Raw genomic sequence first — 25,091 nt, forward strand, 5'->3', positions numbered from 1 at the left:
CAACGGAGCCATCCCCGACCCTGGCTTAACGTTTACGTAAAGGTTAAATATGACCGGCACCCCGCGTTGCCTGCCTGGCAGCGGCAGTCGGTTCTGCGTCTGTCCCAATAAGCACAAGAAGGGAAAGCCATGAATCACCCCAGCTACACCCGAGGGCGCCAGGACAAGCCATTGCTGGCCATGACCCTGGGCGCCGCCTTCGACGCCACCGTGGCGCGTTTCCCCGAGCGCGAAGCGCTGGTGGTGCGCCACCAGGGCCTGCGCCTGACCTGGGCGCAACTGGCGGCGGAAGTGGAACGCCACGCCCGCGCGCTCATGGCCATCGGCCTGGAGGCGGGCGATCGCCTCGGCATCTGGGCGCCCAACTGCGCCGAATGGACCATCACCCAGTTCGCCAGCGCCAAGGTCGGCGCCATCCTGGTCAACATCAACCCGGCCTACCGCAGCAGCGAGCTGGAATACGCCCTCAAGCAGTCCGGCTGCCGCTGGGTGATCTGCGCCGACGCCTTCAAGACTTCCGACTACCACGCCATGCTGCTGGAGCTGGTCCCGGCCCTGGCCGATGGCGAGCCGGGCACCCTGGCCAGCGACCGGCTGCCGGAGCTGCGCGGTGTGGTCAGCCTGGCCGCCGAGCCACCGGCCGGCTTCCTGCCCTGGGTCGTGTTGCAGCAATCGGCGGGGGCGGTGAGCACCGAGGCCCTGGCCGAACGCGAGGCCCGGCTGCAGTTCGACGAGCCGATCAACATCCAGTACACCTCCGGCACCACCGGCTTCCCCAAGGGCGCCACCCTCAGCCACTACAACATCCTCAACAACGGCTACATGGTCGGCGAAAGCCTGGGCCTCACCGAGCACGACCGCCTGGTGATCCCGGTGCCGCTCTACCACTGCTTCGGCATGGTCATGGGCAACCTCGGCTGCCTGACCCACGGCAGCACCATGATCTACCCGGGCGACGCCTTCGACCCGCTGGCCACCCTGGCCGCCGTGGCCGAGGAAAAGGCCACCGCGCTCTATGGCGTGCCCACCATGTTCATCGCCGAGCTGGACCACCCCCGGCGCCACGAATTCGACCTCTCCAGCCTGCGCACCGGGATCATGGCCGGCGCCACCTGCCCCATCGAAGTGATGCGCCGGGTGATCGACGAGATGCACATGGCCGAGGTGCAGATCGCCTACGGCATGACAGAGACCAGCCCGGTCTCCCTGCAGACCGGCCCCGATGACGGCCTCGAGCTGCGCGTCACCACCGTCGGCCGCACCCAGCCGCAACTGGAAAGCAAGATCGTCGACGCCGACGGCCGCATCGTCCCCCGTGGGCAGATCGGCGAGCTGTGCACCCGGGGCTACAGCGTGATGCTCGGCTACTGGAACAACCCGCTGGCGACGACGGACGCCATCGACCCCGGGCGCTGGATGCACACCGGCGACCTGGCGGCCATGGACGAGGAGGGCTACGTGCGCATCGTCGGGCGCAGCAAGGACATGATCATCCGCGGCGGCGAGAACATCTATCCGCGCGAGGTGGAGGAATTCTTCTTCACCCACCCGGCGGTGGCCGACGTCCAGGTGATCGGCATCCCCTGCAGCCGCTACGGCGAGGAACTGGTGGCCTGGGTCCAGCTGCACCCCGGCCACGACGCCACGGCGGAAGCACTGCGCGACTGGGCCCGCGCCCGCATCGCCCACTTCAAGGTCCCGCGGCACTTCCGCTTCGTCAGCGAATTCCCCATGACCGTCACCGGCAAGATCCAGAAATTCCGCATGCGCGAAATCAGCATCGAGGAAATCGGCAACCTGTAGGGGCGAATTCATTCGCCCGCTTCCATTGCGCCCCTAACGGTGGGAGCGAATTCATTCGCGAAAGGGCCGCGCAGCGGCCCCATTCCTGCCGTGACGATCCGAACCGAGGATTCGACAGGATGAACGCGTGCCGTAGGGTGTGCCGTGCGCACCGCCGCACGGTGCTTCCGGCGAGCCCCAAGCAACCTGTAGGGGCGAATTCATTCGCCCGCTTCTATTGCGCCATCCAATGGTGGGAGCGAATTCATTCGCGAAAAGGGCCGCACAGCGGCCCCATCAACCATCCCGACCTCAATGCAAGGTCGTCGGCTCGTCCGTCACCAGCACCGTCTCCCAACCGTCGTAATCGCCGTCGAAGGACAGGGCAAGGGCCAGCAGCGCCAGGGTCAGCTCATCGATGGTCCCGGGCTGGGGAATGTCCTCGCGCCACAGCTGCACCCGGTAGGCATCCTCGTCCTCGGTCCAGCCGCGATCGCGCAGGGTGAAGCCGAGGGTGGCGGCCTCGGCGATCAGCGCTTCGCCCCGGGCCTCGTCGGGCAGGTAGAACCAGTGGTCGATCTCGCGCGGAGTTTCCAGCGTGTCGCCGTTGCTTTCCAGCACCGCGCACAGGCGGCGGTTGCTGATGCGCTGCTGGTCCTCGGCGGGCGGGAAGAGGAAGTCGAAGTAGGTCGACCATTCCGGGTCTTCCTGGGTGCCGGATTCGTACTCGTACTCCGGGAAGGCCTCCAGCACGGCGGCGACCCGCTCGTTCCAGAGCGTCTCGTCGCCCACGTAGAAGAAGAAATCGCGCAGGCCGTTGCCGGTGTAGCGGCCCAGGTAAACGCAGCCTTCATTGAGCAGGCGCGCGGTCAGCTGGTCCTCGATCTCGATCAGCCGGTCGAACTCCTCCTGGCTGGAGAGTCCATCGTCCCGTGGCGTACGCATGTGCAGGCGCACGTAAGCCATGAACGGCAGGTGCTCCAGCGGCACTTCGCGCACCGCGCCGAGGTCGACGTAGATGGAGGCGGGACGGTCGTCGACCTGTGCGAAATAGAAATCCCAATCGTCAGTCATGCAGCAGCTCCTTGCGTGGATGAGGCGACTCTACAGAGGCGCGCGCCTTCGCGCACGGGTTGCTGGCATGTCGGTTGAACAGCTTCACTGCACATCTGTCGAAGCTGGGCCATGCCGTTTCGTTTATTGCCGCCGGAGCCCCCATGAATCTCGCCCCCGCCAGTCTCGTCCTCGTCGCCGCCGCGCTGCTGGCCGGCTGCGGCAGCCAGCGCAGCCAGGAGGGCCCGCAGCTCACCCCGGCCGAAGTGCGTGCCCAGGTGGCGCGACTGATCCCCAGCAACGTGGTGGACCGCCAGGGCTGGGCCACCGACATCCAGGTGGCCTTCACCGCCCAGGAGCTGGCCACGGTGAAGGGCAACTTCTGCGCGGTGCTGGCGGTGACCGAGCAGGAGTCCACCTACCAGGCCGACCCGCCGGTGCCGGGCCTGGCGAAGATCGCCCGCCAGGAGATCGACCGCCGCGCCGCGCGCCTGCACCTGCCGGGCTTCCTGGTGGATTCGGCGCTGGACATCCGCTCGCCCACCGGCAAGACCTACGCCCAGCGCCTCGCCGCCGTGCGCACCGAGCGCCAGCTGAGCGTGATCTTCGACGACTTCATCGGCATGGTGCCCCTCGGCCGCCAGCTGTTCGGCACCTTCAACCCGGTGCACACCGGCGGCCCCATGCAGGTCAGCATCGCCTTCGCCCAGCAGCACGCCGAGAACTACCCCTATACGACCACCGGCAGCGTGCGTGACGAGGTGTTCACCCGCCGTGGTGGCCTGTATTTCGGCATCGCCCACCTGCTGGGCTACGAGGCGGATTACCCCGAGCCGCTGTACCGCTTCGCCGACTTCAACGCCGGCTGGTACGCCAGCCGCAACGCCGCCTTCCAGCAGGCGGTGAGCCTGGCCAGCGGCATCCCCCTGGCGCTGGATGGCGACCTGATCATCCACGGCAGCCGCGACGCCGGCTCCACGGAAAAGGCGGTGCGCACCCTGGGGCGGCGCCTGGACATGGGCGACGGCGCCATCCGCCGCGCGCTGGAGCAGGGTGACGGGCCGGACTTCGCCGAAAGCGAGCTGTACGAGAAGGTCTACGCCCTGGCCGAGAAGGGCGCCGGGCGCACGCTGCCCCGCGCGGTGTTGCCGGGCATCACCCTGCAGAGCCCGAAGATCACCCGCAAGCTCACCACCGCCTGGTTCGCCCAGCGCGTGGATGAGCGCTACCGGCGCTGCATGGCGCGCTGAGGTGCACGCCATCCCGTCATCCCGGGTGAAAACTCCTTGAACCTCCCGCAGGGCAGATTTTCCCATGACCAAGGCCGGTAATCAGGCAAGTACCGGCCGGGTCACGAGAGGAGAATAACAATGCCCAGTGTCATGTCAGGACGCGCCACCCCCAGTGAACTCACCCAGGCCGGCATCATCGGCCAGAGCCCCGAGCAGCTGGACCTGCAGATCGAGGACGGCTGGCGCAGCCGGGGCGAGCAAGCCTTCGAAGCCATGGTCCGCAGCGACTCGCGGTTGTTCATCGCCAAGCTTGAGGAAGCGGTGCTCTCCGAAAGCATCTGCGTGCAGCTCTACGACATGCTGCTGGAGCGCGCCATGCACCATGACGGCTACCGCGCCGAACTGGTGGCCACCTTCCGGCAGATCCGCGACGAAGAGCTCGCCCACGTCTGGACCCTGATCGAAGCGCTGGAGCGGGTCGGCGTGCGTGCCCGCACCGCCCTCGCCGAACACCCGCGCAACTGGGGCATTGCCGCCCAGCGCGTGGCCCAGGTACTGGCCCAGCCGCACAACAGCATGTCGCAGTGCCTGCACGCCATGCTCATCTACGAACTGGGGGAACAGGCCGCCTGGGAAACCCTGGTGACTCTGATGGCCGCCAGCGGCGACGACACCTGGCTGCGCCGCTTCCAGGCGGTGCTGCAGGACGAACAGCGCCACGCCAACACCATCAAGGCGCTGCTCTCCCGCGAGCTGCCCGAAGAGGACAGCACCGCGCCGAGCGCGACCTAGGTCGCCATCACCTGGCCGTCATTTGGCGAACAGCTGCCCCATGTCCTTGAACGCCTTGAACTCCAGCGCATTGCCGCAGGGGTCGAAGAGGAACATGGTGGCTTGCTCGCCCACCTGGCCCTTGAAGCGCACGTAGGGTTCGATCACGAACGTCGTGCCCAGCCCGCGCAGGCGTTCGGCCAGCGCCTCCCATTCAGCCCAGCCCAGCACCACGCCGAAGTGCGGCACCGGCACATCGTGGCCGTCTACCGCATTGGTGTGGGCGGCTTCCTGGCTGGCAGTCTTCGGGTGTTCGTGGATCACCAGCTGGTGGCCGAAGAAGTCGAAATCCACCCAGTGCTCGCTGGAGCGGCCCTCGGCGAGGCCGAACACCTCGCCGTAGAAGTGCCGGGCGGCGGCCAGGTCGTAGACGGGAATGGCCAGGTGGAACGGGGAAAGACTCATGGCGCGCTGCCTCGTGGTGGTTTCCGGCCCATTCTAGAGATGGGATTGTCGATGGAAAGTCGGGATAATTTGTGCCGAGCACGAATAATTTCGATCAGAGGCCACGCCATGTTGCGCGAACTCCGTACCTTCATCGCCGTCGCCCGCCACGGCACCTTCGCCGCCGCCGGGATGCACATCGGCCTGACCCAGTCGGCGGTCAGCGCGCAGATCCGCAACCTCGAAAACGCCCTGGGCGTGCGCCTGTTCGACCGCACCGGGCGCCAGGCCATCCTCAACGCCGCCGGCCACCGCGCGCTGCCCATGGCGCGGGAGATGCTGGACATCTTCGCGCGCATGGCCACCCCCGAGGCGGCCGAGCAGTTCAGCGGCGAGCTGCGTATCGGCGCCATCGCCACGGTGCAGACCGGCCTGCTGGCCGCCGCGCTGCTGCGCCTGCGCGAGGCGGCGCCCCGGGTCGAGCCCAAGCTGATTCCCGGCGTCTCGCTGAACCTGCTGAACCAGGTGGATGCCGGCGAGCTGGACCTGGCGATCCTCATCGAGCCGCCGTTCGAGCTGCCCAAGGAGCTGCACGCCGAGGTGCTGCGCGAGGAGGATTTCGTGCTCATCGTGCCCCGTGGCCTGGAGGGCGATGACCCGCTGCAGATACTCGCCAGCCAGCCGCTGGTGCGTTACGACCGCACCTCGTTCGGCGGCCGGCAGGTCACCCGCTTCCTGCGCCGGCAACGCCTGGAGGTGCAGGTGGCGCTGGAACTGGACGAGCTCGACGCCATCGTGCGCATGGTCGAGGCTGGGCTGGGGGTGTCGCTGATCCCCGAGGCGGGGTTGTGGCTGGAGCGCGAAGCGGCCATCCGCGTCATCCGCCTGGGCGAGCTGACCTTCCAGCGGCGCATCCTCCTGCTCACCCGCCACGGGCAGCGCAACCTGCCTATCCAGCAGCTCTTCGCCCGCTGCCTGCGCGAGGGCTGAGGGCTTGCAGAATGCCGCGCCGTTCCGGGCCGCCCGTGCATCCTGCAAATGACAGCCTGATATCAATGTTTTTCAACTCATTGAATAAAAAGGAGTTTTTACAATCGGGAAAGCTGGCATGCCCGGTGCAATTGTCGTTGCGGCAATGAACCGGACTGGAGTGACAACAATGCAGATCGCCATCAAAGAATTCTTCGACGCCTTTCCCGGCTACACCGTTTCCATCAAACCGCGCCCGGACGGCAAGCTCCTGCTGAGCCTGGATCGCAAGGACCGCCCCACACTGCGCAAGGCCATCGACAGCGATGCGGTGTTCTGCCAGCAACGGGTGCGCTGCCTGATCCGCGAACTCACCCGCGACATCAAGCTGGCCGCCGGTGAAGTCAGCTGGAAAGGCGAGGGTAACCAATGGGTCCGTGGCGAACTGCCGACCTTCACCGGCGGCCCGATCCAGGTCACCGCCGCCAAGACCCTGTTCGCCCGCCGCGCGATCCGCCGCGACGGTGGCAGCCGCCACGCCGTGGCCGGTTGAGGCGCCTGCTACGCCGCTCGATGCCCACGCCTCGGTTGAGGTGCCGGTGGTGCCGGGCGGCGTAACGCTCCACCCCTTACGTATCCGCTGAACCCCATCGATTGGTCACCGCAAATCTCCCGCAATTGGCTATCGGGCCATCGCCGGCGCAGGGCTAACCTAGCGCCCATTCCCGCTACGCCACTTGATTGGAGATCGACATGAACAACCGCATCGAATGGGCCAAGGCCTCCCCCGACGCCTACAAGGCGATGGTCGCCCTGGAGCAGGCCATGGCCAGCACGGGCCTGGAAGACTCGCTGCTGGAACTGGTGCGCCTGCGCGCCTCGCAACTCAACGGCTGCGCCTACTGCGTGAACAAGCACGCCAATGACGCGCGCAAGGCCGGCGAAACCGAAGCCCGCCTGCAGACCCTCAGCGTGTGGGAGGAAACCCGCTTCTTCACCGAACGCGAACGCGCCGCCATGGCCTGGACGGAAAGCCTCACCCAGCTCTCCATCCACCACGCCCCGCAGCACCAGTACGAAGCCCTGCGCGAGCACTTCAGCGACGCCGAGGTCGCCAACCTGACCCTGGCCATCGCCACCATCAATGCCTGGAACCGATTTGGCGTCGGCTTCGCGATGATCCCCTGAAAAACTGCCTGCGTTGCCATCGCTGCGTTAGAAACAGGCTCGTACGCGAGTCCGATCAAAATGCTCATTTACAGAGCGTAAACTCCGCTTTTTCGCCTGTTTCTGCCTTGCGCTGGCTGCCTCGGCGACGTTTTTGGGGTTTCTGCACTCGGTGTGCATACGGGCTCTATCGCCACTCGTCGATGCCGGAGCTTGCATCGCTGGGCTTCGTACCTCAGCGCAACCTGCGGAGCTGCGGGCATGCCCTGTGGGAGCGGCTTCAGCCGCGAAAGACTCATCGCCGCCACCGGGCTGCGGGGTGTCGGGTGCGCCATCGCGAATGAATTCGCTCCTACCGATACCAGCGAGAGCTTCGCGAGCAGAGCTCGCTCCTACGGGGGCGTGCCCCGGTACCCGTAGGTTGGCGCCGAGCGCAGCGAGGCCCAACACGGCGATGCCTCAGGACTCGCTGGAAGCACCGCGCTCGTCGATGTTGCGGAGCTGCAGGCATTCCCTGTGGGAGCGGCTTCAGCCGCGAAAGACTCACCGCCGGCACCTGGCTGCGGGGTGTCGGATGCGCCATCGCGAATGAATTCGCTCCTACCTGCAACTTATCGCGTGGCGACGAAGAACAGCCGGGGGAAAGGCAGCAGCACGGTGCCGTCGGCATAGCCCGGGTAGGCCCCGGCCAGCGCCGCCTCGTAACGCGCCAGGTACTCCTCTTGCTCCGCCGCCGACAGCGGCGCCAGGAAGGGACGCAGGCCGCTGCCCTTGAACCACTCCACGATGGCCCTCGGGCCGCCCGCCAACTGATGGTGGTAGACGGTGCGCCACAGGTTCACCTGCGCGCCCGCGTCCCGCAGCACGCTGAAATACCACTGCGCCGGCTGGCGGCTGCCGCGGGCGCGGTGGGCCTCCGCCAGGCGCTCGGCCCAGGGGCCTTCGGCGGCGATCTCGCGCATCAGCCGGTGGGCCGGTTCGTCCAGGTTGTCGGGCATCTGCACGGCCAGGCTGCCGCCGGGGGCGAGCTTTTCCAGCAGCGCCGGGAGCAGGTGCGCGTGGTCCGGCACCCATTGCAGCGAGGCGTTGGCGAGGATCAGGTCCACCGGTTCGGCGCCGCTCCAGCTGGCGATGTCACCCACCTTGAAGTCCACGCCCGGCAGGCGTTTGCGCGCGGCCTCGATCATGTCGTCGGAGCTGTCCAGGCCGGTCACCTGCGCCTCGGGGAAGCGTTGCAGCAGGAACTCCGTGGAGTTGCCCGGGCCGCAGCCCAGGTCGACCGCGCGGGCCACGGGGCGTTCGGGCACCTGCGCCAGCAGGTCGTGGATGGGGCGGTTGCGCTCGTCTTCGAACTTCCGGTATTGCGCGGCGGACCAGCTCATCGAAAGGCTCCAGGCTGCGGGAAGAGGTGCCCATGATCCCCCTCGGCGGCGCATCCTTCCAGCCCGACCAAGGTCGGCGCGGTGATCTGGAACCCTCCCGCCCGGCGGAGTAGATTGGCCAGCTCATCGGCACGGACGCCCACAAGGACTCCCATGCACCTGCGCCACCTGCTGCGCGCCTACCCGGCGGACGTCAACCTGCTGTTCGGCGCCAACCTGCTCATCACCCTGGGCCGTGCGATCACCCTGCCGTACCTGGTCATCTACCTGTCCGAGCGCTTCGGCCTGTCCATTGGCGGCATCGGCCTGTTCGTCGGCAGCGCGCTGATCCTCAGTTCGGTGCTGAGCCTCTATGGCGGCTTCCTGGTGGATCGCCTGGACAACTTCCGGGTGATCCTCGGCGCCGCCTCGCTGTTCGCCGGCGGCCTGCTGCTGGGCTATTTCGCCAGCGACGCCCGGCTGCTCTACGGCCTGTTGCTGGCCATCAACCTGGCGTTCTCGGTGGTCGATATCGCGGTGAAGTCCGGCATCGGCCAGTTCCTTCCCGAGGCGCGGCGGCCGGCGGCCTTCTCGGTGAAGTACACCCTCACCAACATCGCCTATGCCGTGGGGCCCTTCATCGGCGCGGCGGTGGCGGTGCTCGACAGCGGCTTGCCGTTCCTGGTCTCGGCGGCCATCGCCTTGGGGTTCTGCGCGCTCTACCTGCGCAAGGGCCGGCGCGGCGTGACCATGCAGCTGGACGCCACGCCGGGCGTGGGCTTTCTCGCCCTGGGGCGCTACCTGCTGAAGGATTCGCGCCTGGTCTGCTTCACCGTCGGCGGCATCCTCAGCGCCGTGGTGTTCGGCCAGTTCTCCGCCTATCTCTCGCAATATCTGGTGGCCACCTCCAGCCCCGAGAACGCCTACCGGATCATCAGCTACGTGCTGGCCACCAACGCATTGGTGGTGATCCTCCTGCAATACCCGGTGGGCCGGCGCATCCGCGTGGAGCGCATCTTCGGCTTTCTCATGGCGGGGCTGGGCATGTTCCTGCTCGGGCTGCTGGGTTTCGCCCTGGCCGATGGCCCCCTCGGCTGGGTGCTGGCGATGGCGGTCTTCACCCTGGGGGAGATCGTGGTCATCCCGGCCGAATTCCTCTTCATCGACCGCATCGCCCCGGAAGGCATGCGCGGCATGTACTACAGCGCGCAGAACCTCTCGAACCTCGGCGGCGCCTTCGGCCCGGTGCTCTGTGGCGCCGTGCTGGCACTGGCCGCGCCGGGCTGGATGTTCCCCATGCTGGCGTTGTTCGTGGTGATTTCGGCGGGCTTCTACTTCCTCGGCGCGCGGGTGGGCCAGGGAGGGGGCTGAGGCGGGGGGCTGCGCAAACGCAGAAAAGCAAAAAGCCCGCCGAAGCGGGCTTTTTCCAGACCGTCCGACATCCTGTCGGCTGCCATCCTGGCGTTGGTCGATCTTCCCTGACCTAGCGCGTCCTGCGCTTCAGTCATGTGTGTAGGATAGGGCTGTCAGATAAAGCCCAAAAGAGGAGAATCCATCCGCCTCTTGTAAGCCTTTCGCTATAGCGAGACGGCAAAGCGCTGACAGATCACTGAAACTGAAAGCGTAAGCGAGGCAGCCAGCGCCAGCCGAAAACAGCCGAGAAGGCGGAGTCTACGAGCCGTAAATGAGCACTTCGAGGCTGTTTTCAACGCCGCGATGGCCACGTAGCTAGCTTTCAGCGCTTCATCTTGCTGCTTAATACCAGCCCTACACCCCCGAGTACTGCCAGGGAGGCGATCGCCAGCGGCAGGGTCAGCGCCTCGCCGAGAAACAGGATGCCCGCCGCCGCCGCGAGGATCGGCACGCTGAGCTGCACCGTGGCGGCCTGGATCGACGCCAGCCGTGCTACCGCCGCATACCAGATGGCGTAGCCCATGCCCGAGGCGACGGCGCCGGAAAGCAGGGCGAAACCGGCGCCGGCGGGGTCGAAGTGCAAGCCCTGGAGAAAGGGCAGGGCGCAGGCCAGGGCCAGGGGGATGCCACGCACGAAGTTGCCGGTGGTGGCCGCCAGAGGGTCACCGGAGCCCTTGCCCAGCAGCGAATACACCGCCCAGGCGAACCCCGCCATCAGCATCAGCAGCGCACTGCCCAGGGGCGGCGCGCTGGCGCCCGGCAACAGCAGCACCAGCAACCCGGCGATGGCCAGCAGCAGGCCGGCCACACCCTGCAGGCCCAGGCGTTCGCCGCGCAGGAAGCCATACAGCAGCATGCTCAGTTGCACCGCGCCGAACAGCAGCAGGGCGCCGGTGCCGGTGTCCAGGTGGATATAGGCCAGGGAAAAGCCCGCCGCGTACACCACCAGCGCCAGGGCCCCGGGCCAGCTGCCCGCCATGGGCTTGCCGGCGTTGCGCCACTTGAGCAGGAACCACAGCATCAGCGCGCCGCTGGCGATGCGCAGCACGGTGAAGCTGGGGGCGTCGATGCCGGTGTGCTTGAGGGCGAGGCGGCACAGCACGGAGTTGCCGGCGAAGGCGAGCATGGCCAGGGCAGTGAGCAGCAGCGTGGAGCCTCGGGTGGTGGCAAGGCCGGTGGCGGGGGCGGTCATGGGCGGGTCCCGTAGCGTCGGGTGGTCGTTGTTATGCCGCCCATACAAACGCGGCCACGCGGCGCCGGTCAATGCGACCAAGGTGCTGGTCCGTCGGCGCGAATGAGTTCTCCGGGCTGTAGGTTGGGCCGAGGTACGAGGCCCAACGCAGCGGGGTTCGGCCTTGCACCGTTGGGCCCCGCTGCGCTCGGCGCCAACCTAAGGTTTTGCGGTCAACGCAGGTGTTCCGGGGGGATGGCGTAGGTGCCGACCACATGGGCCACCGGGTCGTCGAGGCCTTCGGAGTAGAGGGAGACCTCGCCCATGGCCAGGGTCTTGCCCAGCTTCATCAGCCGGCATTCGCCGATCACCCGGCGGCCGCTTTCCGGGCGGCGCAGAAAGTTGATGGTCAGGCTGGTGGTGACCGTCAGCGGCACGATGCCGATCTGCCCCAGCACGGCGACATAGAGCGCGACATCGGCCACGGCCATGAGGGTGGGGCCGGATACGGTGCCGCCGGGGCGCAGGTCGCTGTCGTCCACCTGCAGCGACACGGTGGCGCTCATCGGGCCCACGGCCTCGATCACCACGCGCGTCTGCGGGAAGGCGTCGCCGATGAAGCGGGCGATCTCGTCTTTGCTGGCCATATCCGGGCTCCCAGTGGGGTGGTTGTCAGCGCGACTTTGCCTGCTCGGCGAGCATCTGGTCGAGCTTCTGCTCGGCTTTGTCCGCATAGGCCTTGCAGCTCACCGGGGCCGGGTGCGGCTTCTCGGCGTTGGTGTAGTCCCAGCCGCTGCCTTCGGCGTGGGGCGTCAGCAGCAGGTCGCAGGGCAGGGCGCGGACGGCGGCGAAGCTGGCACGGAAGGCGTCGACCAGGTGCGGGTAGCGGGCGTTGTCACGCAGCTTGTAGCCCGGCGCGCTGAGGCTGTCGGCATAGGCGATGCGCAGGGGCTTGCCGTCCTGGGTATCGGTCCAGGTCCAGCTCATGCTGCCCGGGGTGTGGCCCGGGGTGAAATGCACGGTGAAGGTGGTGTCGCCCAGGGTCACCGCCTCGCCGTCCTGCACCAGGCGGTCAGGCTGCAGCGGGGCGAAGAGCATGCCGCTGCCGAAGTGGATGTCGTCGGCGCCGCCGCGTTGCAGCAGCACGGCGGATTCGGCGTTGCTCACCAGCACGGCGCCGGTGGCGCGTTTGATCGCCGCCAGCGGGCCGACGTGGTCGATGTGGGCGTGGCTGTGGAGGATCAGGCGCAGGTCCTGGGGCTGCACGCCGAGCTTCTTCATATTGGCCAGCAGGTGGTCGGCCACCTGGGGCATGCCGCCGTCGATGAGCACCGCGCCGGCGTCGGTCTTCACCAGCAAGGCGCTGATGCTGGCGGTGCCGATCTGCCAGACGTGGTCGCTGATGCGCAGCGGCTCCACCGGCACCAGCCAGGCTTGCAGGCCTTCATAGGCCTCCAGCTGCGGCAGGGGCTTGGGGGCGGCGACCGCCAGGTTGGCGGCGAACAGGGGCAGCGCGAGGCTGGCGAGGAAACGCATTGGAACACTCCATTGATCACGGGGGCGGCATTCTGCCCGGCCATTGCGCCGGGCACCATGGAGCCGCTCTGACTCTTTTTCGCGGGCAGGGTTCACCGGCTCAGGCGACACCGTCCAGGACATCGGGTTGCAGGGCACGCCACATCAGGGTGTGCTCGGCGCCCCAGGCCTGGAAGCGCTCCAGCGGCACCCAGCCCCGGCGGGCGTAGTAGTCGGCGCGGTCCTGGGTGTGCAGGTAGAGGCGCCCATGGCCCTGGCTGCGGGCCTGTTCGCAGATGCCTTCGATCAGGCGTTCGGCGATGCCCTGGCCACGCGCCTCGGGGGTGGTGAACACGCAGGCCAGCCAGGGGGCCAGGTCGTCGCGGCCGGGCAGGTCGTCCTCGGCCAGGGCCGCGCCGCCGAGCAGGCGCTCGCCGTCCAGGGCCACCAGGCACTGCCATTCGCCGCTGCGCTGGCCCTCGGCGAACTCGCGCTGCCAGGCGTCCAGCGGCTGGTCGGCGAACTCGTAGGCGAATTGCTGGTGCAGCCAGCGGGCATAGGTGTCGCTGTGCTGCATGTGGTTGCGCAGCCAGTCCAGGCGGTACATGGGGTCGTCCTTGCAGGTTCGGGAGCGCACATGGAACAGCAGCGCCGCCGTCCGTACAAGCGCCGCGTCAGCGTTGCCCATCCCCGGCGCGGGTGCGGCGCACGTCGGCGATGCCCGACCAGAGCTCGTCGAGGTTCTTGAACGGCCAGTCGGCGGAGGATTCCCGCGCGACGATCTTGTCGCGCCCGGCGAGCTTGGCCAGGTCGATCACCTCCACCGGGATGGCCGCCTTCATGCGCACGGAATAGAACACCTTGACCCGCGGCATGGTCAGGGATTTCGGGTGCTGCTCCAGCACCACGCCCAGGCGCCCGCTGTCCAGGCGCACCAGCGAGCCGGTGGGGTAGATGCCGATGGATTTGACGAAGGCCTGGAACACCGCCTCGTCGAAGTGCGATTTGCTCCACTCGGCCATGCGGCGGATGGATTCGGCCGGGTCCCAGCCGCGCTTGTAGGGGCGGTCGGAGGTGATCGCGTCGTACACGTCGCAGACCGCGCCCATCTTCGCCAGCAGGCTGATCTGGTCGCTGTGCAGGCGGTGCGGGTAGCCGCTGCCGTCGACCTTCTCGTGGTGGTGCAGGCACACGTCCAGCACCAGTGCGCTGACCTGGCCGCTCTCCAGGAGGATGCGCGCGCCGGCCTCGGGGTGGCCGCGCACCTGTTCGAATTCATTGTCGGTGAGCTTGTCCGGCTTGTTCAGCACCGCCATGGGGATGGCCATCTTGCCGATGTCGTGGAGCAGCCCGGCCATGCCCGCCTCGCGCACCTGGGCCTCGGCCAGGCCGAGCTGGCGGGCGAGGGCGATCATCAGCGCGCAGACCGCCACCGAGTGCATGTAGGTGTATTCGTCCGCCGACTTCAGGCGCGCCAGGCTGATCAGCGCGTTGGGGCTGCGCAGCACCGAATCGGCGATTTCCTCCACCAGCACCTGGGCGTTCTCGACGTCGATGGCCTTGCCCATGCGCGCGTCGCCGAACATCGATATCACCGCTTCCTTGGAGCGGGCGCAGAGCTTGGCGGCGCGTGCCACCTCGTCCTCCAGGCTGGCCAGGCGCGGCGGCGGTTTCTGCTCGGCGGCGGCCAGGCGCTCGTCGATCTCCGCCTCCACTTCCTCCACGGTGCGGCTGGGCAGGTGCTCGGCCACGTCCTTGCCCTTGCTGGTATCGATCCACACCTCGGTGATCTCGCTGCTGCGGATGCGTTGCAGGTCCTTCTCGGTCTTGACCACGAATTTGGCGCGGAAGAAGGGGTGGTCCATCCAGGATCCGCAGAACTCCTGCACGTACATGCCGAGCTGCAGGTCGGCGGTAGCGATTCGCTTTAACACCATTCGACATCTCGTTAGGGGGGTGTCCGGCCCGACGCCTGGCACGGCCTGGCCGCCACCCACCGGGTGCGGTCCGCAGGGTTGGATCGCGGCACGGAGGGCGCCGTTCAGGTTGCGCGTCGATACGCACTCACTATAGGCAACGCTGGCCATTGCAGAGGCCTTTGTGCATCGCCGAACCAACCTGCCAGGGATGCGGCCGGGCACTGCCGGCGAGGCTGTTCTATTTTTTTTGCCGGGGCTGGGAAGCCACGCCTTGGCATCGTCCCGATGGCGCAACGATGAGGGTTGCAGATGAGGGTTCAGATAGTTGATGACGATCCGTGGATTGCCAATCTGCTGGAACAATTGGTCCTGAGCATCCGCTCCGGCGCCGAAATCGAATGCTTCGCCTCGGTGCAGGCTGCCGTCGACGCCTGGCAACCGAACCGCTACCAGTTGGTGATCGTCGACTGGAACCTGCCAGACGGCACCGGGCTGGACGTGATGCAGAAGATCCGCCGGCTGGACAAGGACGTGCCGCTGCTGGTGGTGACCGGTCGCGCCGACCGCGAAAGCGTGCTGGCGGCCCGGCCCATGGGCATCAGCGCCTACATCACCAAGCCCTTCGATGTGCCAAAGGTGCTCGCCTGCCTGGAAAGCCTGTTGCCTGCCGATGTAACGGCGGCGGAGCCGGAGGCGCGGCAGGTCAGCTTCGAGGAGCACCTGCGCAGCCTCACCCCGGAGCAGCTGGATGTGCCGCTGCTCTCCGATGTGAAGGACAAGCTGCAGCAGGCCAGCCGTGGCGTGCCCATGGACTTCCAGGAGCTGGCCGCGGACTGGAACCGCGACCCGGCGCTCTGCGCCTACCTCATCGCCGCCGCCAACAGCGCGGTCTACGGCGGCGGCCAGTCGCCCTGCATCAGCCTGCCCGACGCGCTCAAGCGCCTGGGCGCGCGCACCTGCATGAACCTCGCCACCGCCCTGGCCCTGCGCCAGGCCGGCAGCACCACCGACCCCTTCCTGAAGATCTTCCTGCAGAACTACCTCGACGAGATCGAGCAACTGGCCGAGATCGTGGTGCGCACCGCCCGGCAGTGCGGCCTCGACCATGGCGCCCTGCAGGCGGCGGCCTTGCTCTACCGCCTGGGCGAGATGTGCGTGATCTTCCAGGCCCAGGAATGGGCGCGGCAAAGCCGCCAGAGCATCGACGACAACACCCTGATGAAGGCCTTCGCCGACTTCGCCGAACCCCTGGCCATCCGCCTCAAGGCGCAATGGGGCCTGCCCATGGCCCTGCGCGAGCTGATCGGCGCCTGCTACGCGCTGCCGCAGTTCCAGGTGCGCCAGGAACAGGCGGTCATGCGCCTCGCCGCCGCCCAATGCGGCAAGGAACCCGCCGCCGAGATCGAACGCCTCAAGCGCCTGGCAGGGGTGGGGTAGGGAAGACACGGGGCACGGCGTCGCCCGTCTGCCCCGACCTGCATACGGCTCCCTGCCTGTAGGGGCGACTTCAGTCGCCAAGCGGCGCGCAGCGCCGCCGCCCTTTTAGGAGCAAATTCATTCGCGAAATGGTGTGAGCGCAGCGTTGCCCACCCTCACAGCCCAGACGGGCCGCCAGCGGTGGATGAAAAAAGCGCCATCCACCCTACGCATCGGTCGGCGCCGTAGGGCGGGTGAAACCCGCGTGTTCCAGGGTCGCTCCGGCAACGCCCGTCACAGCGGCTAACCTGTTGGAGTCCTTCCCTACACGGCCGGGTGGAGCCGGGGCGTCGGATATCTTCGTCTAGGCTGTCAGTTAACCAGCGTCACAGCGTCCAGCGGGTAGCCAGGGAATGCACGATCTCTTCAGCCACGACCCAGTGATCCTTATCGTCGACGACCAGGCGACCCACATCCGCGTGCTCAGCGAAGCGGTGCGCGACCTGGCCGCCGTGCATATCGCCAACGGTGGGCCGGGCACCCTGGAGATCGCCCGTTCCTGCCGCCCGGACGTGGTGCTGCTGGATATCGAAATGCCGCAGATGAACGGCTTCGAGATCTGCCGTGCGTTCAAGGCCGACCCCAAGCTGTGCGATGCCTCGATCATCTTCGTCACCTCCCACAGCGAGCCGGAAAACGAGCTGCAGGCCCTGGAATCCGGCGCACTCGGCTTTATCCAGAAGCCGCTCAACCTGCCCGTGGTGCGCGCCCATGTGAAGGCCCACCTGAGCCTGCGCGAACAGGCCAAGCGGGTGGCCTACGTCGATGCGCTCACCGGCCTGCCCAACCGCTCTCTGCTCAAGGACCGCGCCGCCCAGGCGCTGCAGAAGGCGCAGCGTGGCCAAGGCAAGGTGGCGATGCTGATGCTCGACCTCGACAACTTCAAATTCATCAACGACTCCATCGGCCACTCCACCGGCGACCAGGTGCTGCGCGAGGTGGCGCTGCGCCTCTCGGGCTCGGCGCGCGCCGTCGACACCGTCAGCCGCCAGGGCGGCGACGAGTTCGTGGTGCTGTTGCCGGATATCCAGGGCTTCGAAGCGGTGAGCGACTTCGCCGAGCGCCTGCTGTCGATCATCGCCCTGCCGCTGACCATCAATGGCGCCCGCTACGACCTCTCCGCCAGCATCGGCATCAGCGTCTACCCGGACGATTGCGAGGACCTCGAATCCCTCTACCGCTACGCCGACTCGGCCATGTACCAGGCCAAGGTCGAGGGGCGGAACCGCTTCCGCTTCTTCTCCGAGAAGATCGAGGCCAGTACCCGCGCCCGCCACATGCTCGAACGCCACATGCGCCGGGCCCTGGAGCAGCGGGTGTTCGAGGTTTTCTACCAGGCCAAGATCAACGCCGCCGAAGGCCGCCCCACGGGCATCGAGGCGCTGATCCGCTGGCGCACGGCCGACGGCTCACTGGTCTCCCCGGCGGATTTCATCCCCCTCGCCGAGGAAACCGGGCTGATCATCCCCATCGGCAAGTACGTGATGCTGCAGGCCTGCAACGACGCCAAGCGCCTGCTGGAAATGGGCTACCCGCTGTGCCTCAGCGTGAACATCTCCGCCGTGCAGTTCCGCGAGGAAAGCTTCCTCGGCATGGTCAAGGACATCCTCCAGGAGTCGGGCCTGCCGCCCAGCCACCTGGAGCTGGAAATCACCGAAGGGGTGCTGGCCCACGACATCGACAAGACCCGCAAGACCCTGCTCGAGCTCAAGGAAGTGGGCGTGCGCATCGCCATCGACGATTTCGGCACCGGCTACTCCAGCCTCGCCTACCTCAAGCGCCTGCCCATCGACGTGCTGAAGATCGACCAGAGCTTCGTCCGCGAGATGCTCACCGACCGCAGCGATGCCGCCATCATCGAAGCGGTGATCCGCCTCGCCCAGGCCCTGGAGCTGGACCTGGTGGCCGAAGGCGTGGAGAAGCGCGAGCAGGCAGGGCAGTTGCACAACCTCGGCTGCCACATCATGCAGGGCTACCTGTTCTGCCGGCCGTTGCCGTTCCCCGAGGCCAGCCGCTTCCTCGCCGAACACACCGACAACCCGCAGCGCTGGCTCGACGACGGGGCCGAGGGATGAGCCGACGCCTGTCCGCACCCGTTGTCAGCGTGGTGGTGGTGGCCCTCGCCGGTGTGCTGCTCACCGCCCTGGTGGCCGGCCAGCTGCAGCAGCGCAACCAGCAGCGGGTGCATGAAGCGCTGGAGAAGGCCACCGACAGCATGGCCGATGCCGTGGTGCACCGGCTCAGCCTCTACCAGTACGGCCTGCGCGGCGCCCGTGGGTCCCTGCTCACCACCGGTGATGCGGGCATGACCCGTGAGGTCTTCCACCGCTACAGCCGTTCCCGCGATATCGCCACCGAGTTCCCCGGTGCCCGCGGCTTCGGCCTGGTGCGCAAGGTGACGGCCGCCGAGGAGGCCGGGTTCCTGCAGCGTGCCCGCGCCGACGGCAAGCCGGACTTCAGCATCCACCAGATCACCCCCCACGAAGGCGACCGCTTCGTCATCCAGTACCTGGAGCCGGTGGGCGCCAACTCCCCGGCCATCGGCCTGGATATCGCCTCGGAAGACAGCCGCCGCGAAGCCGCGCTGTCGTCCATGCGCAGCGGCGAGGTGCGCCTCACCGCGCCCATCACCCTGGTCCAGGCCATCGGCAGCCCGCTGCAATCCTTCCTCATGCTGATGCCCATCTACCGCAGCGGCGTGACCCCCGACAGCGTCGCCGAGCGTGAGCGGCAGATCATCGGCTGGAGCTATGCGCCGCTGCTCACCGTCGAGGTGCTCGACGGCCTGGCGCTGGACGCCAGCGCCCTGCAGCTGCGCCTGCGCGACATCACCACGCCGAACACCGGGGCGCTGTTCTATGCAAGCGCCCAGGCCCCCGATGGCGCGGCCGAGGTGCTGAGCCAGCGAGCCGAGCGCGACCTCTACGGGCGGCGCTGGGAGGTTGAGTTGGCCGCCCACCCGCGCTTCATCGCCCAGCTCAACCTGCTGTCGCCGCGCCTGGCCTGGGGCATCGGCCTGGCGCTGAGCTGCCTGCTGGCGGCGCTGGTGGGCGCCAACGGCGTCAGTGGGCGGCGCAAGCAGCAGGTGCTGGAAGAGCAGGCGCGCCTGGCGGCCATAGTCGAGAGCTCGCCGGACGGCATCATCGGCCAGGCCCTGGACGGCACGGTGACGGCCTGGAACCCCGGCGCCGAGGCGCTTTTCGGCTACGACGCCGAGGAAGCCATCGGCCGGCCGCTGATGGAACTGATCGTCCCCGAGCGGCGCTTCGACGAAGAGCGCGACATTCTCCGCCGGGTCGGCCAGGGCGAGCGCATCGCCCTGTTCGACACCCAGCGCCACCGCAAGGACGGCAGCCTGGTGGACGCCTCGCTGTCCATCGCCCCCATTCACGACCGCCTGCGCCAGGTGGTGGGCATCTCCAATACGGTGCGCGACATCTCCGCGCAGAAGCACGCCGAGGCGCGCATCCTCGAACTCAACGCCGGGCTGGAAGAGCAGGTGGCGGTGCGCACCAAGGAGCTGCAGGCCACCAACGTGCTGCTCGACAGCGTGCTCAGCTCGGCGTCGGAGGTGTCCATCATCGCCACCGACGCCGACGGCCTGATCCGCGTGTTCAACCGGGGCGCCGAGCGCCTGCTGGGCTACTCGGCGGACGAGCTGGTGGGGCGCCAGTCGCCGGCGCTGTTCCACGACACCGGCGAAGTGGTGTCCCGCAGCGAGGAGCTGAGCGAGCGCTACCACCAGCCGATCCGCGGCTTCCGCGCCTTCGTCCATGTGCCCGAGCACGAGGGCGTCGAGGCCCGCGAGTGGACCTACGTGCGCAAGGACGGCACGCGCTTCCCCGTGACCCTGGTGATCACCGCCATCCGCGACCCCGGTGGCAAGGTCACCGGCTACCTGGGCATCGCCCTGGATATCACCGAGCGCAAGGCCGCCGAGCACCAGCTGGAGGAAAGCCTCGCCACCACCCGCGCCGTGCTCGATACGGCGGTCAACCCGGTCATCACCTTCGGCACCGACGGCCGCATCCAGACCTTCAACCCCGCCGGCGGCGTGGTCTTCGGCTGCGACCCCCAGGCCATGCCCGGGCGCCTGCTGGCCGAGCTGGTCGCCCCCGGCTCGCGAGACGCCTTCGCCGAGCTGGTGGCCAGCTACACCGACCAGGCCACCGCCGCCGGGCCCAGTGGCCAGGAGCTCTGGGGCCTGCGCGGCGACGGCAGCAGCTTCCCCATGCAACTGACCCTGGCCGCCATGGGCAGCAATGGCGAGCAGCGGCTGGTGTGCGTGGTCACGGACCTCACCCAGCAGCACCTGCAGCGCAAGAGCCTGCTGGCCGCCCGCGACCAGTTGCTGCTGGCCGCCGAGGTGGCCGAGCTGGGCATCTGGTCGTGGAACCTGGCGGACGACTCGTTGCAGTGGAACGAGCGCATGTACGAGATCTACGGCCTGCCGCCCGAGCAGAACGAGAAGGGCCTGCTGCTCCAGCACTGGCAAGCGCGCGTTCACCCGGAAGACGTCGACCAGGTGGCCAAGCAACTGCTCGCCGCCATCGATGGCAGCGCGCGCTACGAGCCGATCTTCCGCATCGTCCGCCCCGACGGCCAGGTGCTGTTCATCCAGGCGGCGGCGCAGATCGAGCGCGACGCCCAGGGTGCGCCGACCAAGGTCACCGGCATCAACCGCGACATCACCGCCCAGCGCGAACTGGAAGCACGCCTGCTGGAGGCCCGTGACAAGGCCGATGCCGCCAGCGCCGCGAAGAGCTTCTTCCTGGCCAACATGAGCCACGAGATCCGCACGCCGATGAACGCCGTGCTGGGCATGCTGCAGCTGGTCCAGGGCACCGACCTCAACAACCGCCAGCTGGACTACGTGGTCAAGGCGCAGACCGCCGCGCGCTCGCTGCTGGGGCTGCTCAACGACATCCTCGACTACTCCAAGATCGAGGCCGGCAAGCTGCAGCTCGATCCCCACGACTTCGAGCTGGAAGCGCTGATGCGCGACCTCGCCGTGGTGCTCGCCGGCAACCAGGGCGACAAGGACGTGGAGGTGATGTTCGACCTCGACGCACGTCTGCCACGGCGCCTGGTGGGCGACAGCTTCCGCCTGCAGCAGGTGCTCATCAACCTCGCCGGCAACGCCCTCAAGTTCACCAGCGTCGGCCAGGTGGTGGTGGGCTTCCGCCTGCTCGGCCTGTTCGAGGGCTCGGCCCTGCTGCGGGTCTCGGTCAGCGACACCGGCATCGGCATCAGCCCCGAGCAGCTGGAGCGCATCTTCGACGGCTTCACCCAGGCCGAAGCCTCCACCTCGCGGCGCTTCGGCGGTACCGGGCTGGGGCTGGTGATCTGCAAACGGCTGATCGAGCTGATGGGCGGCGACCTGCAGGTGGAAAGCCAGCCGGGCAAGGGCAGCCGCTTCTGGTTCGACGTGTCCATGGAGCTGGCCGAGCCCGGTGCCCTGCGCGCCGCCTGCCCCGGGGTGGACGCACCGCTGCGCCTGCTGGTGGTGGACGACAACCCGGCGGCCGGCGAAGTGCTGCTGCGCACCTTGCTGTCCCTTGGCTGGCAGGCCGAGTACGCCTCCACGGGCGAAGCCGCCGTCGGCCATGTGCGCGAAGCGGCGCGGCGCCTGGAGCCCTTCGACCTGGTGCTGATGGACTGGCGCATGCCCGGCCTCGACGGCCTCGCCACCAGCCAGGCGATCCAGGCCCTGGCCGGCGAGCTGGAGGTGCCGCGTATCCTCATGATCACCGCCCATGGCAGCGAGGTCCTGGCCGATCGGCAGCAGCAGGGCAGCGCGCCATTCGCCGGCTTCCTCACCAAACCGGTCACCCCCATGCAGCTGGCCAGCGCCGTGCAGCGCGCCCTCGGCCAGATGGAAGCGCCGCCACCGGTGGCGCTGGAGGGGCCGGCGAAGCGCCTGCAGGGGCTGCGCCTGCTGGTGGTGGAAGACAACCCGCTCAACCGCCAGGTGGCTTCAGAGCTGCTGGCAGGCGAGGGCGCCCGCGTGCGCCTGGCCGAAGGCGGCCTGGAGGGCGTGCAGGCCGTGCTGGGGGACGCCCATGGCTACGACGCGGTGCTGATGGACATCCAGATGCCCGATATCGATGGCCTGGAAGCCACCCGCCGCATCCGTGCCGACGGACGTCACCCGACCCTGCCGATCATCGCCATGACTGCCAACGCCGCGGCCCAGGACCGCCAGAACTGCCTCGACGCCGGCATGGACGACCACGTCGGCAAACCCATCGACATCCACCAGCTGGTGGCCACCCTGTTGCGCTGGACCGAGCCCGGTGGGGTGGCGCGGCCCGAACCGGCCATCGTCGAGCGCACGGACGATGCCGCAGTGGTGGAGTCCCGGGATTCGATCCTGGCGCGCTTCGGCGGCAACCTGAAGCTGTTGCTCACGGTGCTCGCCAGCTTCGACACCGAGATGCAGAAGCAACTGGTGCGCCTGCGCGAATCCGTGGCCGCCGGTGACCTGCGCAGCGTGGTCGGCGCCTTGCACGGGCTCAAGGGCAGCTCCGGCACCATGGGCGCCAGCGCGCTGTGCGCGCGCACCGGGGAACTGGAGCAGCAGGGCATGCATGTCGCCGCCGAAGACGCCGCGGCCTTCCTCCACGAGCCGCCCTGGCTCGACGAGCTGCAGGGCCTGCTCGACCGCAGCAGCACCGCACTGTTCTCGCACTTCCCGGAAGGCAGTGCCGCCCCCGCGACCGCGCCGCGCGGGGTGCCCGCCGAGCAGATTGGCGCCCTGGCCATGGCGGACTGGCAGACCATCCTCGCCAAGGTGCTGGAGCTGCTGGAAACCGGCAGCCTGGCGGCCCTGGACCACACCGAGCCACTGCTGCACAAGGCGCCGCCGCCCCTGCGCGATGCCTGCCTCACCTTCGTCCGCCTGGTGGAAGAGCTGGACTTCGACGGCGCCCGCGAATGCGGCTGGCGCCTGCAGCAGGGCGGTGGCCACGGCTGAGTGCCGGAGAGCTGTCCTACGCCCTTCGCAGCAGGTATCGTGCGCACCTTCCCCAGGTGTTTGTCAGGGTTTTCGCTTCATGATCAGCTCGTCGTTCCGGTTCGCGGTGTTCGCTATCGCCACCTTCTGCTCGGCCGCCGCCTTCGCCCGGGTCGAGGTGGAGGCCGTGCAGCACAAGAGCGGCCCCATGCTGGTGGCCAAGGTTTCCGAAGACATCGCCACTGGCGACTACGACACGCTGATGAAGGGCGTGCTCGGCAACCCCGGGAAATTCGTGCGCAAGATCGTCATCCTCGACAGCATCGGCGGCAGCGTGCCGGAGGCCATCCGCATGGGTCGCCTGTTGCGCGAAACCGGCTTCGACGCGCTGGTGCCGTCCACCGGCCTGTGCCAGGGCACCTGCGTCTACCTGCTGGCCGCCGGGCGCGGCAAGATCGTCAGCGGCTCGGTGGGCCTGCACCGTCCGTACTACGCCCACGGCGACTCCTCCCGCGACCAGGCGCTGTACAAGGGCGTGCGCTATAACTCCGCCGCCTACTTCAAGGAAATGAACATCCCGCCCAGCCTGCTGGAGGACATGCAACGCATTGACCCCCGGCAGATGCGCGTCCTTTCCACCGTCGAGCTGGCGCGCTATCGCCTCTCCGGGAAATAAACCCGCAAAAGCCGACCAAACGCCCTGTTGGCGCGGGTTGTGCGCCTGTATAAGAGGCGATAGGCCATCACGCAGTCGCCGAGATCAACCGTCATGAGAGAAGAAGTCGAAACCACCAACGCGGTCTACAAGACGTTGCTGGAATCCACCAAGGCGATCCCCTGGAAGATCGACTGGAAGACCATGACCTTCGCCTACATCGGCCCGCAGATCGAAACCCTGCTGGGCTGGAGCCCGGCCAGCTGGGTCGGGGTCAACGACTGGGCCGAGCGCATGCACCCCGAGGACCGCGACGCGGTGGTCGCCTTCTGCGTCTCCCAATCCCAGGCCGGCACCGACCATGAAGCCGACTATCGCGCCCTGACCGCCGCCGGCGACTATGTGTGGATACGCGACGTGGTGCACGTGATGCGCGACGAGGCGGGCGAGGTGGAAGCGCTGATCGGCTTCATGTTCGACATCAGCGAGCGCAAGCACGCCGAGCAGAAGCTGGTGGAGTTGCAGAAGCAGCTGGAGGAGTACTCCTACAAGGACGGCCTCACCGGCGTCGCCAACCGGCGCATGTTCGACTCGACCCTGGACGTGGAATGGGCCAACGCCCAGCGCACCCTGCAGCCGCTGTCGCTGATCCTCCTCGATATCGACTACTTCAAGCAGTACAACGACCACTACGGCCATATCCAGGGCGACGACTGCCTGAAGAGCGTCGGCCAGGCGCTCACCGCCGCCGCCAACCGCCCACGGGACCTGGTGGGCCGCTTCGGTGGCGAGGAATTTGTCCTCATCCTCCCGGAAACCGACGCCGACGCCGCCCGCCAGGTGGCCGAACGCTGCCGCCGCCTGCTGCGCGAGCGCTGCATCCCCCACGAGAAGTCCGGCGTCGCCGCGCTGCTCACCGTCAGCCTCGGCGTCGGCACCATCATCCCCACCCGCCACGACCGCGCCCTGGCCTTCGTCGAAGCCGTCGACCGCCTGCTCTACCGTGCCAAACAGGGCGGCCGCAACCGTTTCGAAGCCGGCCAATGGCTGGACGCCGACGCCCAGCAGGAGCAGGGCGGAACCGCCTGAACGGCTGCACTCCCGCCCGTAGGTTGGCGCCGAGCGCAGCGAGGCCCAACGCAGCGGCCTTCATCCATTTCGCGAATGAATTCGCTCCCACGACACTAGGCCGAGGCACGGAGTGGCCC

At 67.9% G+C, this 25,091-nt stretch carries 20 protein-coding genes; 12 read left to right on the top strand and 8 right to left on the bottom strand.

What is annotated here, in order from left to right; genetic code table 11:
• Positions 1–129 precede the first annotated feature (129 nt).
• Entirely contained in the window at positions 130–1,803 is a 1,674-nt protein-coding gene (locus tag OEJ36_RS27080; protein ID WP_263404148.1) for an AMP-binding protein, read from the top strand.
• 291 nt (positions 1,804–2,094) lie between these two features.
• Here the strand turns inward: OEJ36_RS27080 and OEJ36_RS27085 are convergent, their stop codons facing one another.
• Positions 2,095–2,856, bottom strand: a complete 762-nt coding sequence (locus OEJ36_RS27085; protein ID WP_263404149.1) for a DUF695 domain-containing protein — start codon at positions 2,854–2,856, stop codon at positions 2,095–2,097.
• A gap of 143 nt (positions 2,857–2,999) precedes the next feature.
• Between OEJ36_RS27085 and OEJ36_RS27090 the strand changes: the two genes are divergently transcribed.
• On the top strand, positions 3,000–4,085 hold the full coding sequence (locus tag OEJ36_RS27090) for a DUF1615 domain-containing protein (RefSeq protein ID WP_263404150.1): 1,086 nt from the start codon (positions 3,000–3,002) through the stop codon (positions 4,083–4,085).
• A gap of 120 nt (positions 4,086–4,205) precedes the next feature.
• Positions 4,206–4,859: a ferritin-like domain-containing protein gene (locus OEJ36_RS27095; protein WP_263404151.1), complete on the top strand. Its 654-nt coding sequence runs from the start codon at positions 4,206–4,208 to the stop codon at positions 4,857–4,859.
• Positions 4,860–4,877: 18 nt separating this feature from the next.
• On the opposite strand, the gene OEJ36_RS27100 is transcribed toward OEJ36_RS27095, so the two are convergent.
• Positions 4,878–5,303 carry a VOC family protein gene (locus OEJ36_RS27100; protein ID WP_263404152.1) on the bottom strand — a complete coding sequence of 142 codons (426 nt, stop codon included), beginning with the start codon at positions 5,301–5,303 and terminating at the stop codon, positions 4,878–4,880.
• A 108-nt stretch (positions 5,304–5,411) separates the two neighbouring features.
• Between OEJ36_RS27100 and OEJ36_RS27105 the strand changes: the two genes are divergently transcribed.
• The 3 genes from OEJ36_RS27105 (at position 5,412) to OEJ36_RS27115 (ending at position 7,439) form a co-directional block, all read left to right on the top strand.
• Positions 5,412–6,272 carry a LysR family transcriptional regulator gene (locus OEJ36_RS27105; RefSeq protein ID WP_184489352.1) on the top strand — a complete coding sequence of 287 codons (861 nt, stop codon included), beginning with the start codon at positions 5,412–5,414 and terminating at the stop codon, positions 6,270–6,272.
• Between the two features lie 169 nt (positions 6,273–6,441).
• Entirely contained in the window at positions 6,442–6,804 is a 363-nt protein-coding gene (locus OEJ36_RS27110; protein WP_043245722.1) for a DUF3509 domain-containing protein, read from the top strand.
• Positions 6,805–7,004: 200 nt separating this feature from the next.
• On the top strand, positions 7,005–7,439 hold the full coding sequence (locus OEJ36_RS27115; protein ID WP_263404153.1) for a carboxymuconolactone decarboxylase family protein: 435 nt from the start codon (positions 7,005–7,007) through the stop codon (positions 7,437–7,439).
• Positions 7,440–8,029: 590 nt separating this feature from the next.
• On the opposite strand, the gene tam is transcribed toward OEJ36_RS27115, so the two are convergent.
• Complete coding sequence (gene tam / locus OEJ36_RS27120) at positions 8,030–8,800, bottom strand: trans-aconitate 2-methyltransferase (protein WP_263404154.1); 771 nt, start codon at positions 8,798–8,800, stop codon at positions 8,030–8,032.
• Between the two features lie 153 nt (positions 8,801–8,953).
• On the opposite strand from tam, the gene OEJ36_RS27125 reads away from it, so the two are divergent.
• A complete protein-coding gene (locus tag OEJ36_RS27125) occupies positions 8,954–10,150 on the top strand; it encodes an MFS transporter (protein WP_411861060.1) in 1,197 nt (398 codons plus the stop codon).
• 364 nt (positions 10,151–10,514) lie between these two features.
• Here the strand turns inward: OEJ36_RS27125 and OEJ36_RS27130 are convergent, their stop codons facing one another.
• The 5 genes from OEJ36_RS27130 to OEJ36_RS27150 all read right to left on the bottom strand — a co-directional run bounded on the left by OEJ36_RS27130 (position 10,515) and on the right by OEJ36_RS27150 (position 14,812).
• Entirely contained in the window at positions 10,515–11,384 is an 870-nt protein-coding gene (locus OEJ36_RS27130; protein ID WP_263404155.1) for a DMT family transporter, read from the bottom strand.
• Positions 11,385–11,596: 212 nt separating this feature from the next.
• Positions 11,597–12,010 (bottom strand): PaaI family thioesterase, encoded by a 414-nt coding sequence (locus tag OEJ36_RS27135; protein WP_263404156.1) that lies wholly within the window; start codon positions 12,008–12,010, stop codon positions 11,597–11,599.
• 25 nt (positions 12,011–12,035) lie between these two features.
• Positions 12,036–12,899, bottom strand: coding sequence for a PAM family subclass B3 metallo-beta-lactamase (gene blaPAM / locus OEJ36_RS27140; protein ID WP_263404157.1), 864 nt, complete (start codon positions 12,897–12,899; stop codon positions 12,036–12,038).
• Positions 12,900–12,999: 100 nt separating this feature from the next.
• The gene (locus OEJ36_RS27145) at positions 13,000–13,485 is read right to left on the bottom strand and encodes a GNAT family N-acetyltransferase (RefSeq protein WP_263404158.1); all 486 of its coding nucleotides are present in this window, start codon (positions 13,483–13,485) and stop codon (positions 13,000–13,002) included.
• A gap of 67 nt (positions 13,486–13,552) precedes the next feature.
• Entirely contained in the window at positions 13,553–14,812 is a 1,260-nt protein-coding gene (locus OEJ36_RS27150) for an HD-GYP domain-containing protein (protein WP_263404194.1), read from the bottom strand.
• A 294-nt stretch (positions 14,813–15,106) separates the two neighbouring features.
• Here OEJ36_RS27150 and OEJ36_RS27155 point away from each other — a divergent pair, with 294 nt between their 5' ends.
• The 5 genes from OEJ36_RS27155 (at position 15,107) to OEJ36_RS27175 (ending at position 24,972) form a co-directional block, all read left to right on the top strand.
• Positions 15,107–16,234 carry a response regulator gene (locus tag OEJ36_RS27155; protein WP_263404159.1) on the top strand — a complete coding sequence of 376 codons (1,128 nt, stop codon included), beginning with the start codon at positions 15,107–15,109 and terminating at the stop codon, positions 16,232–16,234.
• A 392-nt stretch (positions 16,235–16,626) separates the two neighbouring features.
• The gene (locus tag OEJ36_RS27160) at positions 16,627–18,348 is read left to right on the top strand and encodes an EAL domain-containing protein (RefSeq protein ID WP_263404160.1); all 1,722 of its coding nucleotides are present in this window, start codon (positions 16,627–16,629) and stop codon (positions 18,346–18,348) included.
• Complete coding sequence (locus OEJ36_RS27165; RefSeq protein ID WP_263404161.1) at positions 18,345–23,249, top strand: PAS domain S-box protein; 4,905 nt, start codon at positions 18,345–18,347, stop codon at positions 23,247–23,249. Before OEJ36_RS27160 ends, OEJ36_RS27165 begins: the two co-directional genes overlap by 4 nt.
• Before the next feature lie 79 nt (positions 23,250–23,328).
• Positions 23,329–23,904, top strand: a complete 576-nt coding sequence (locus tag OEJ36_RS27170; protein WP_263404162.1) for a hypothetical protein — start codon at positions 23,329–23,331, stop codon at positions 23,902–23,904.
• 93 nt (positions 23,905–23,997) lie between these two features.
• Positions 23,998–24,972 carry a sensor domain-containing diguanylate cyclase gene (locus OEJ36_RS27175; RefSeq protein ID WP_263404163.1) on the top strand — a complete coding sequence of 325 codons (975 nt, stop codon included), beginning with the start codon at positions 23,998–24,000 and terminating at the stop codon, positions 24,970–24,972.
• Positions 24,973–25,091 lie beyond the last annotated feature (119 nt).

The sequence above is a fragment of the Pseudomonas sp. PDM13 genome, assembly GCF_025685765.1.
Taxonomy (GTDB): domain Bacteria; phylum Pseudomonadota; class Gammaproteobacteria; order Pseudomonadales; family Pseudomonadaceae; genus Metapseudomonas; species Metapseudomonas solani.

Coding starts and splice junctions, on each gene's coding strand:
- OEJ36_RS27155 (WP_263404159.1), top strand. CDS start 15,107: ATGAGGGTTCAGATAGTTGATGACGATCCGTGGATTGCCAATCTGCTG.
- OEJ36_RS27170 (WP_263404162.1), top strand. CDS start 23,329: ATGATCAGCTCGTCGTTCCGGTTCGCGGTGTTCGCTATCGCCACCTTC.
- OEJ36_RS27160 (WP_263404160.1), top strand. CDS start 16,627: ATGCACGATCTCTTCAGCCACGACCCAGTGATCCTTATCGTCGACGAC.
- tam (WP_263404154.1), bottom strand. CDS start 8,800: ATGAGCTGGTCCGCCGCGCAATACCGGAAGTTCGAAGACGAGCGCAAC.
- OEJ36_RS27175 (WP_263404163.1), top strand. CDS start 23,998: ATGAGAGAAGAAGTCGAAACCACCAACGCGGTCTACAAGACGTTGCTG.
- OEJ36_RS27135 (WP_263404156.1), bottom strand. CDS start 12,010: ATGGCCAGCAAAGACGAGATCGCCCGCTTCATCGGCGACGCCTTCCCG.
- OEJ36_RS27145 (WP_263404158.1), bottom strand. CDS start 13,485: ATGTACCGCCTGGACTGGCTGCGCAACCACATGCAGCACAGCGACACC.
- OEJ36_RS27105 (WP_184489352.1), top strand. CDS start 5,412: ATGTTGCGCGAACTCCGTACCTTCATCGCCGTCGCCCGCCACGGCACC.
- OEJ36_RS27110 (WP_043245722.1), top strand. CDS start 6,442: ATGCAGATCGCCATCAAAGAATTCTTCGACGCCTTTCCCGGCTACACC.
- OEJ36_RS27130 (WP_263404155.1), bottom strand. CDS start 11,384: ATGACCGCCCCCGCCACCGGCCTTGCCACCACCCGAGGCTCCACGCTG.
- OEJ36_RS27100 (WP_263404152.1), bottom strand. CDS start 5,303: ATGAGTCTTTCCCCGTTCCACCTGGCCATTCCCGTCTACGACCTGGCC.
- OEJ36_RS27085 (WP_263404149.1), bottom strand. CDS start 2,856: ATGACTGACGATTGGGATTTCTATTTCGCACAGGTCGACGACCGTCCC.
- blaPAM (WP_263404157.1), bottom strand. CDS start 12,899: ATGCGTTTCCTCGCCAGCCTCGCGCTGCCCCTGTTCGCCGCCAACCTG.
- OEJ36_RS27080 (WP_263404148.1), top strand. CDS start 130: ATGAATCACCCCAGCTACACCCGAGGGCGCCAGGACAAGCCATTGCTG.
- OEJ36_RS27165 (WP_263404161.1), top strand. CDS start 18,345: ATGAGCCGACGCCTGTCCGCACCCGTTGTCAGCGTGGTGGTGGTGGCC.
- OEJ36_RS27090 (WP_263404150.1), top strand. CDS start 3,000: ATGAATCTCGCCCCCGCCAGTCTCGTCCTCGTCGCCGCCGCGCTGCTG.
- OEJ36_RS27095 (WP_263404151.1), top strand. CDS start 4,206: ATGCCCAGTGTCATGTCAGGACGCGCCACCCCCAGTGAACTCACCCAG.
- OEJ36_RS27115 (WP_263404153.1), top strand. CDS start 7,005: ATGAACAACCGCATCGAATGGGCCAAGGCCTCCCCCGACGCCTACAAG.
- OEJ36_RS27125 (WP_411861060.1), top strand. CDS start 8,954: ATGCACCTGCGCCACCTGCTGCGCGCCTACCCGGCGGACGTCAACCTG.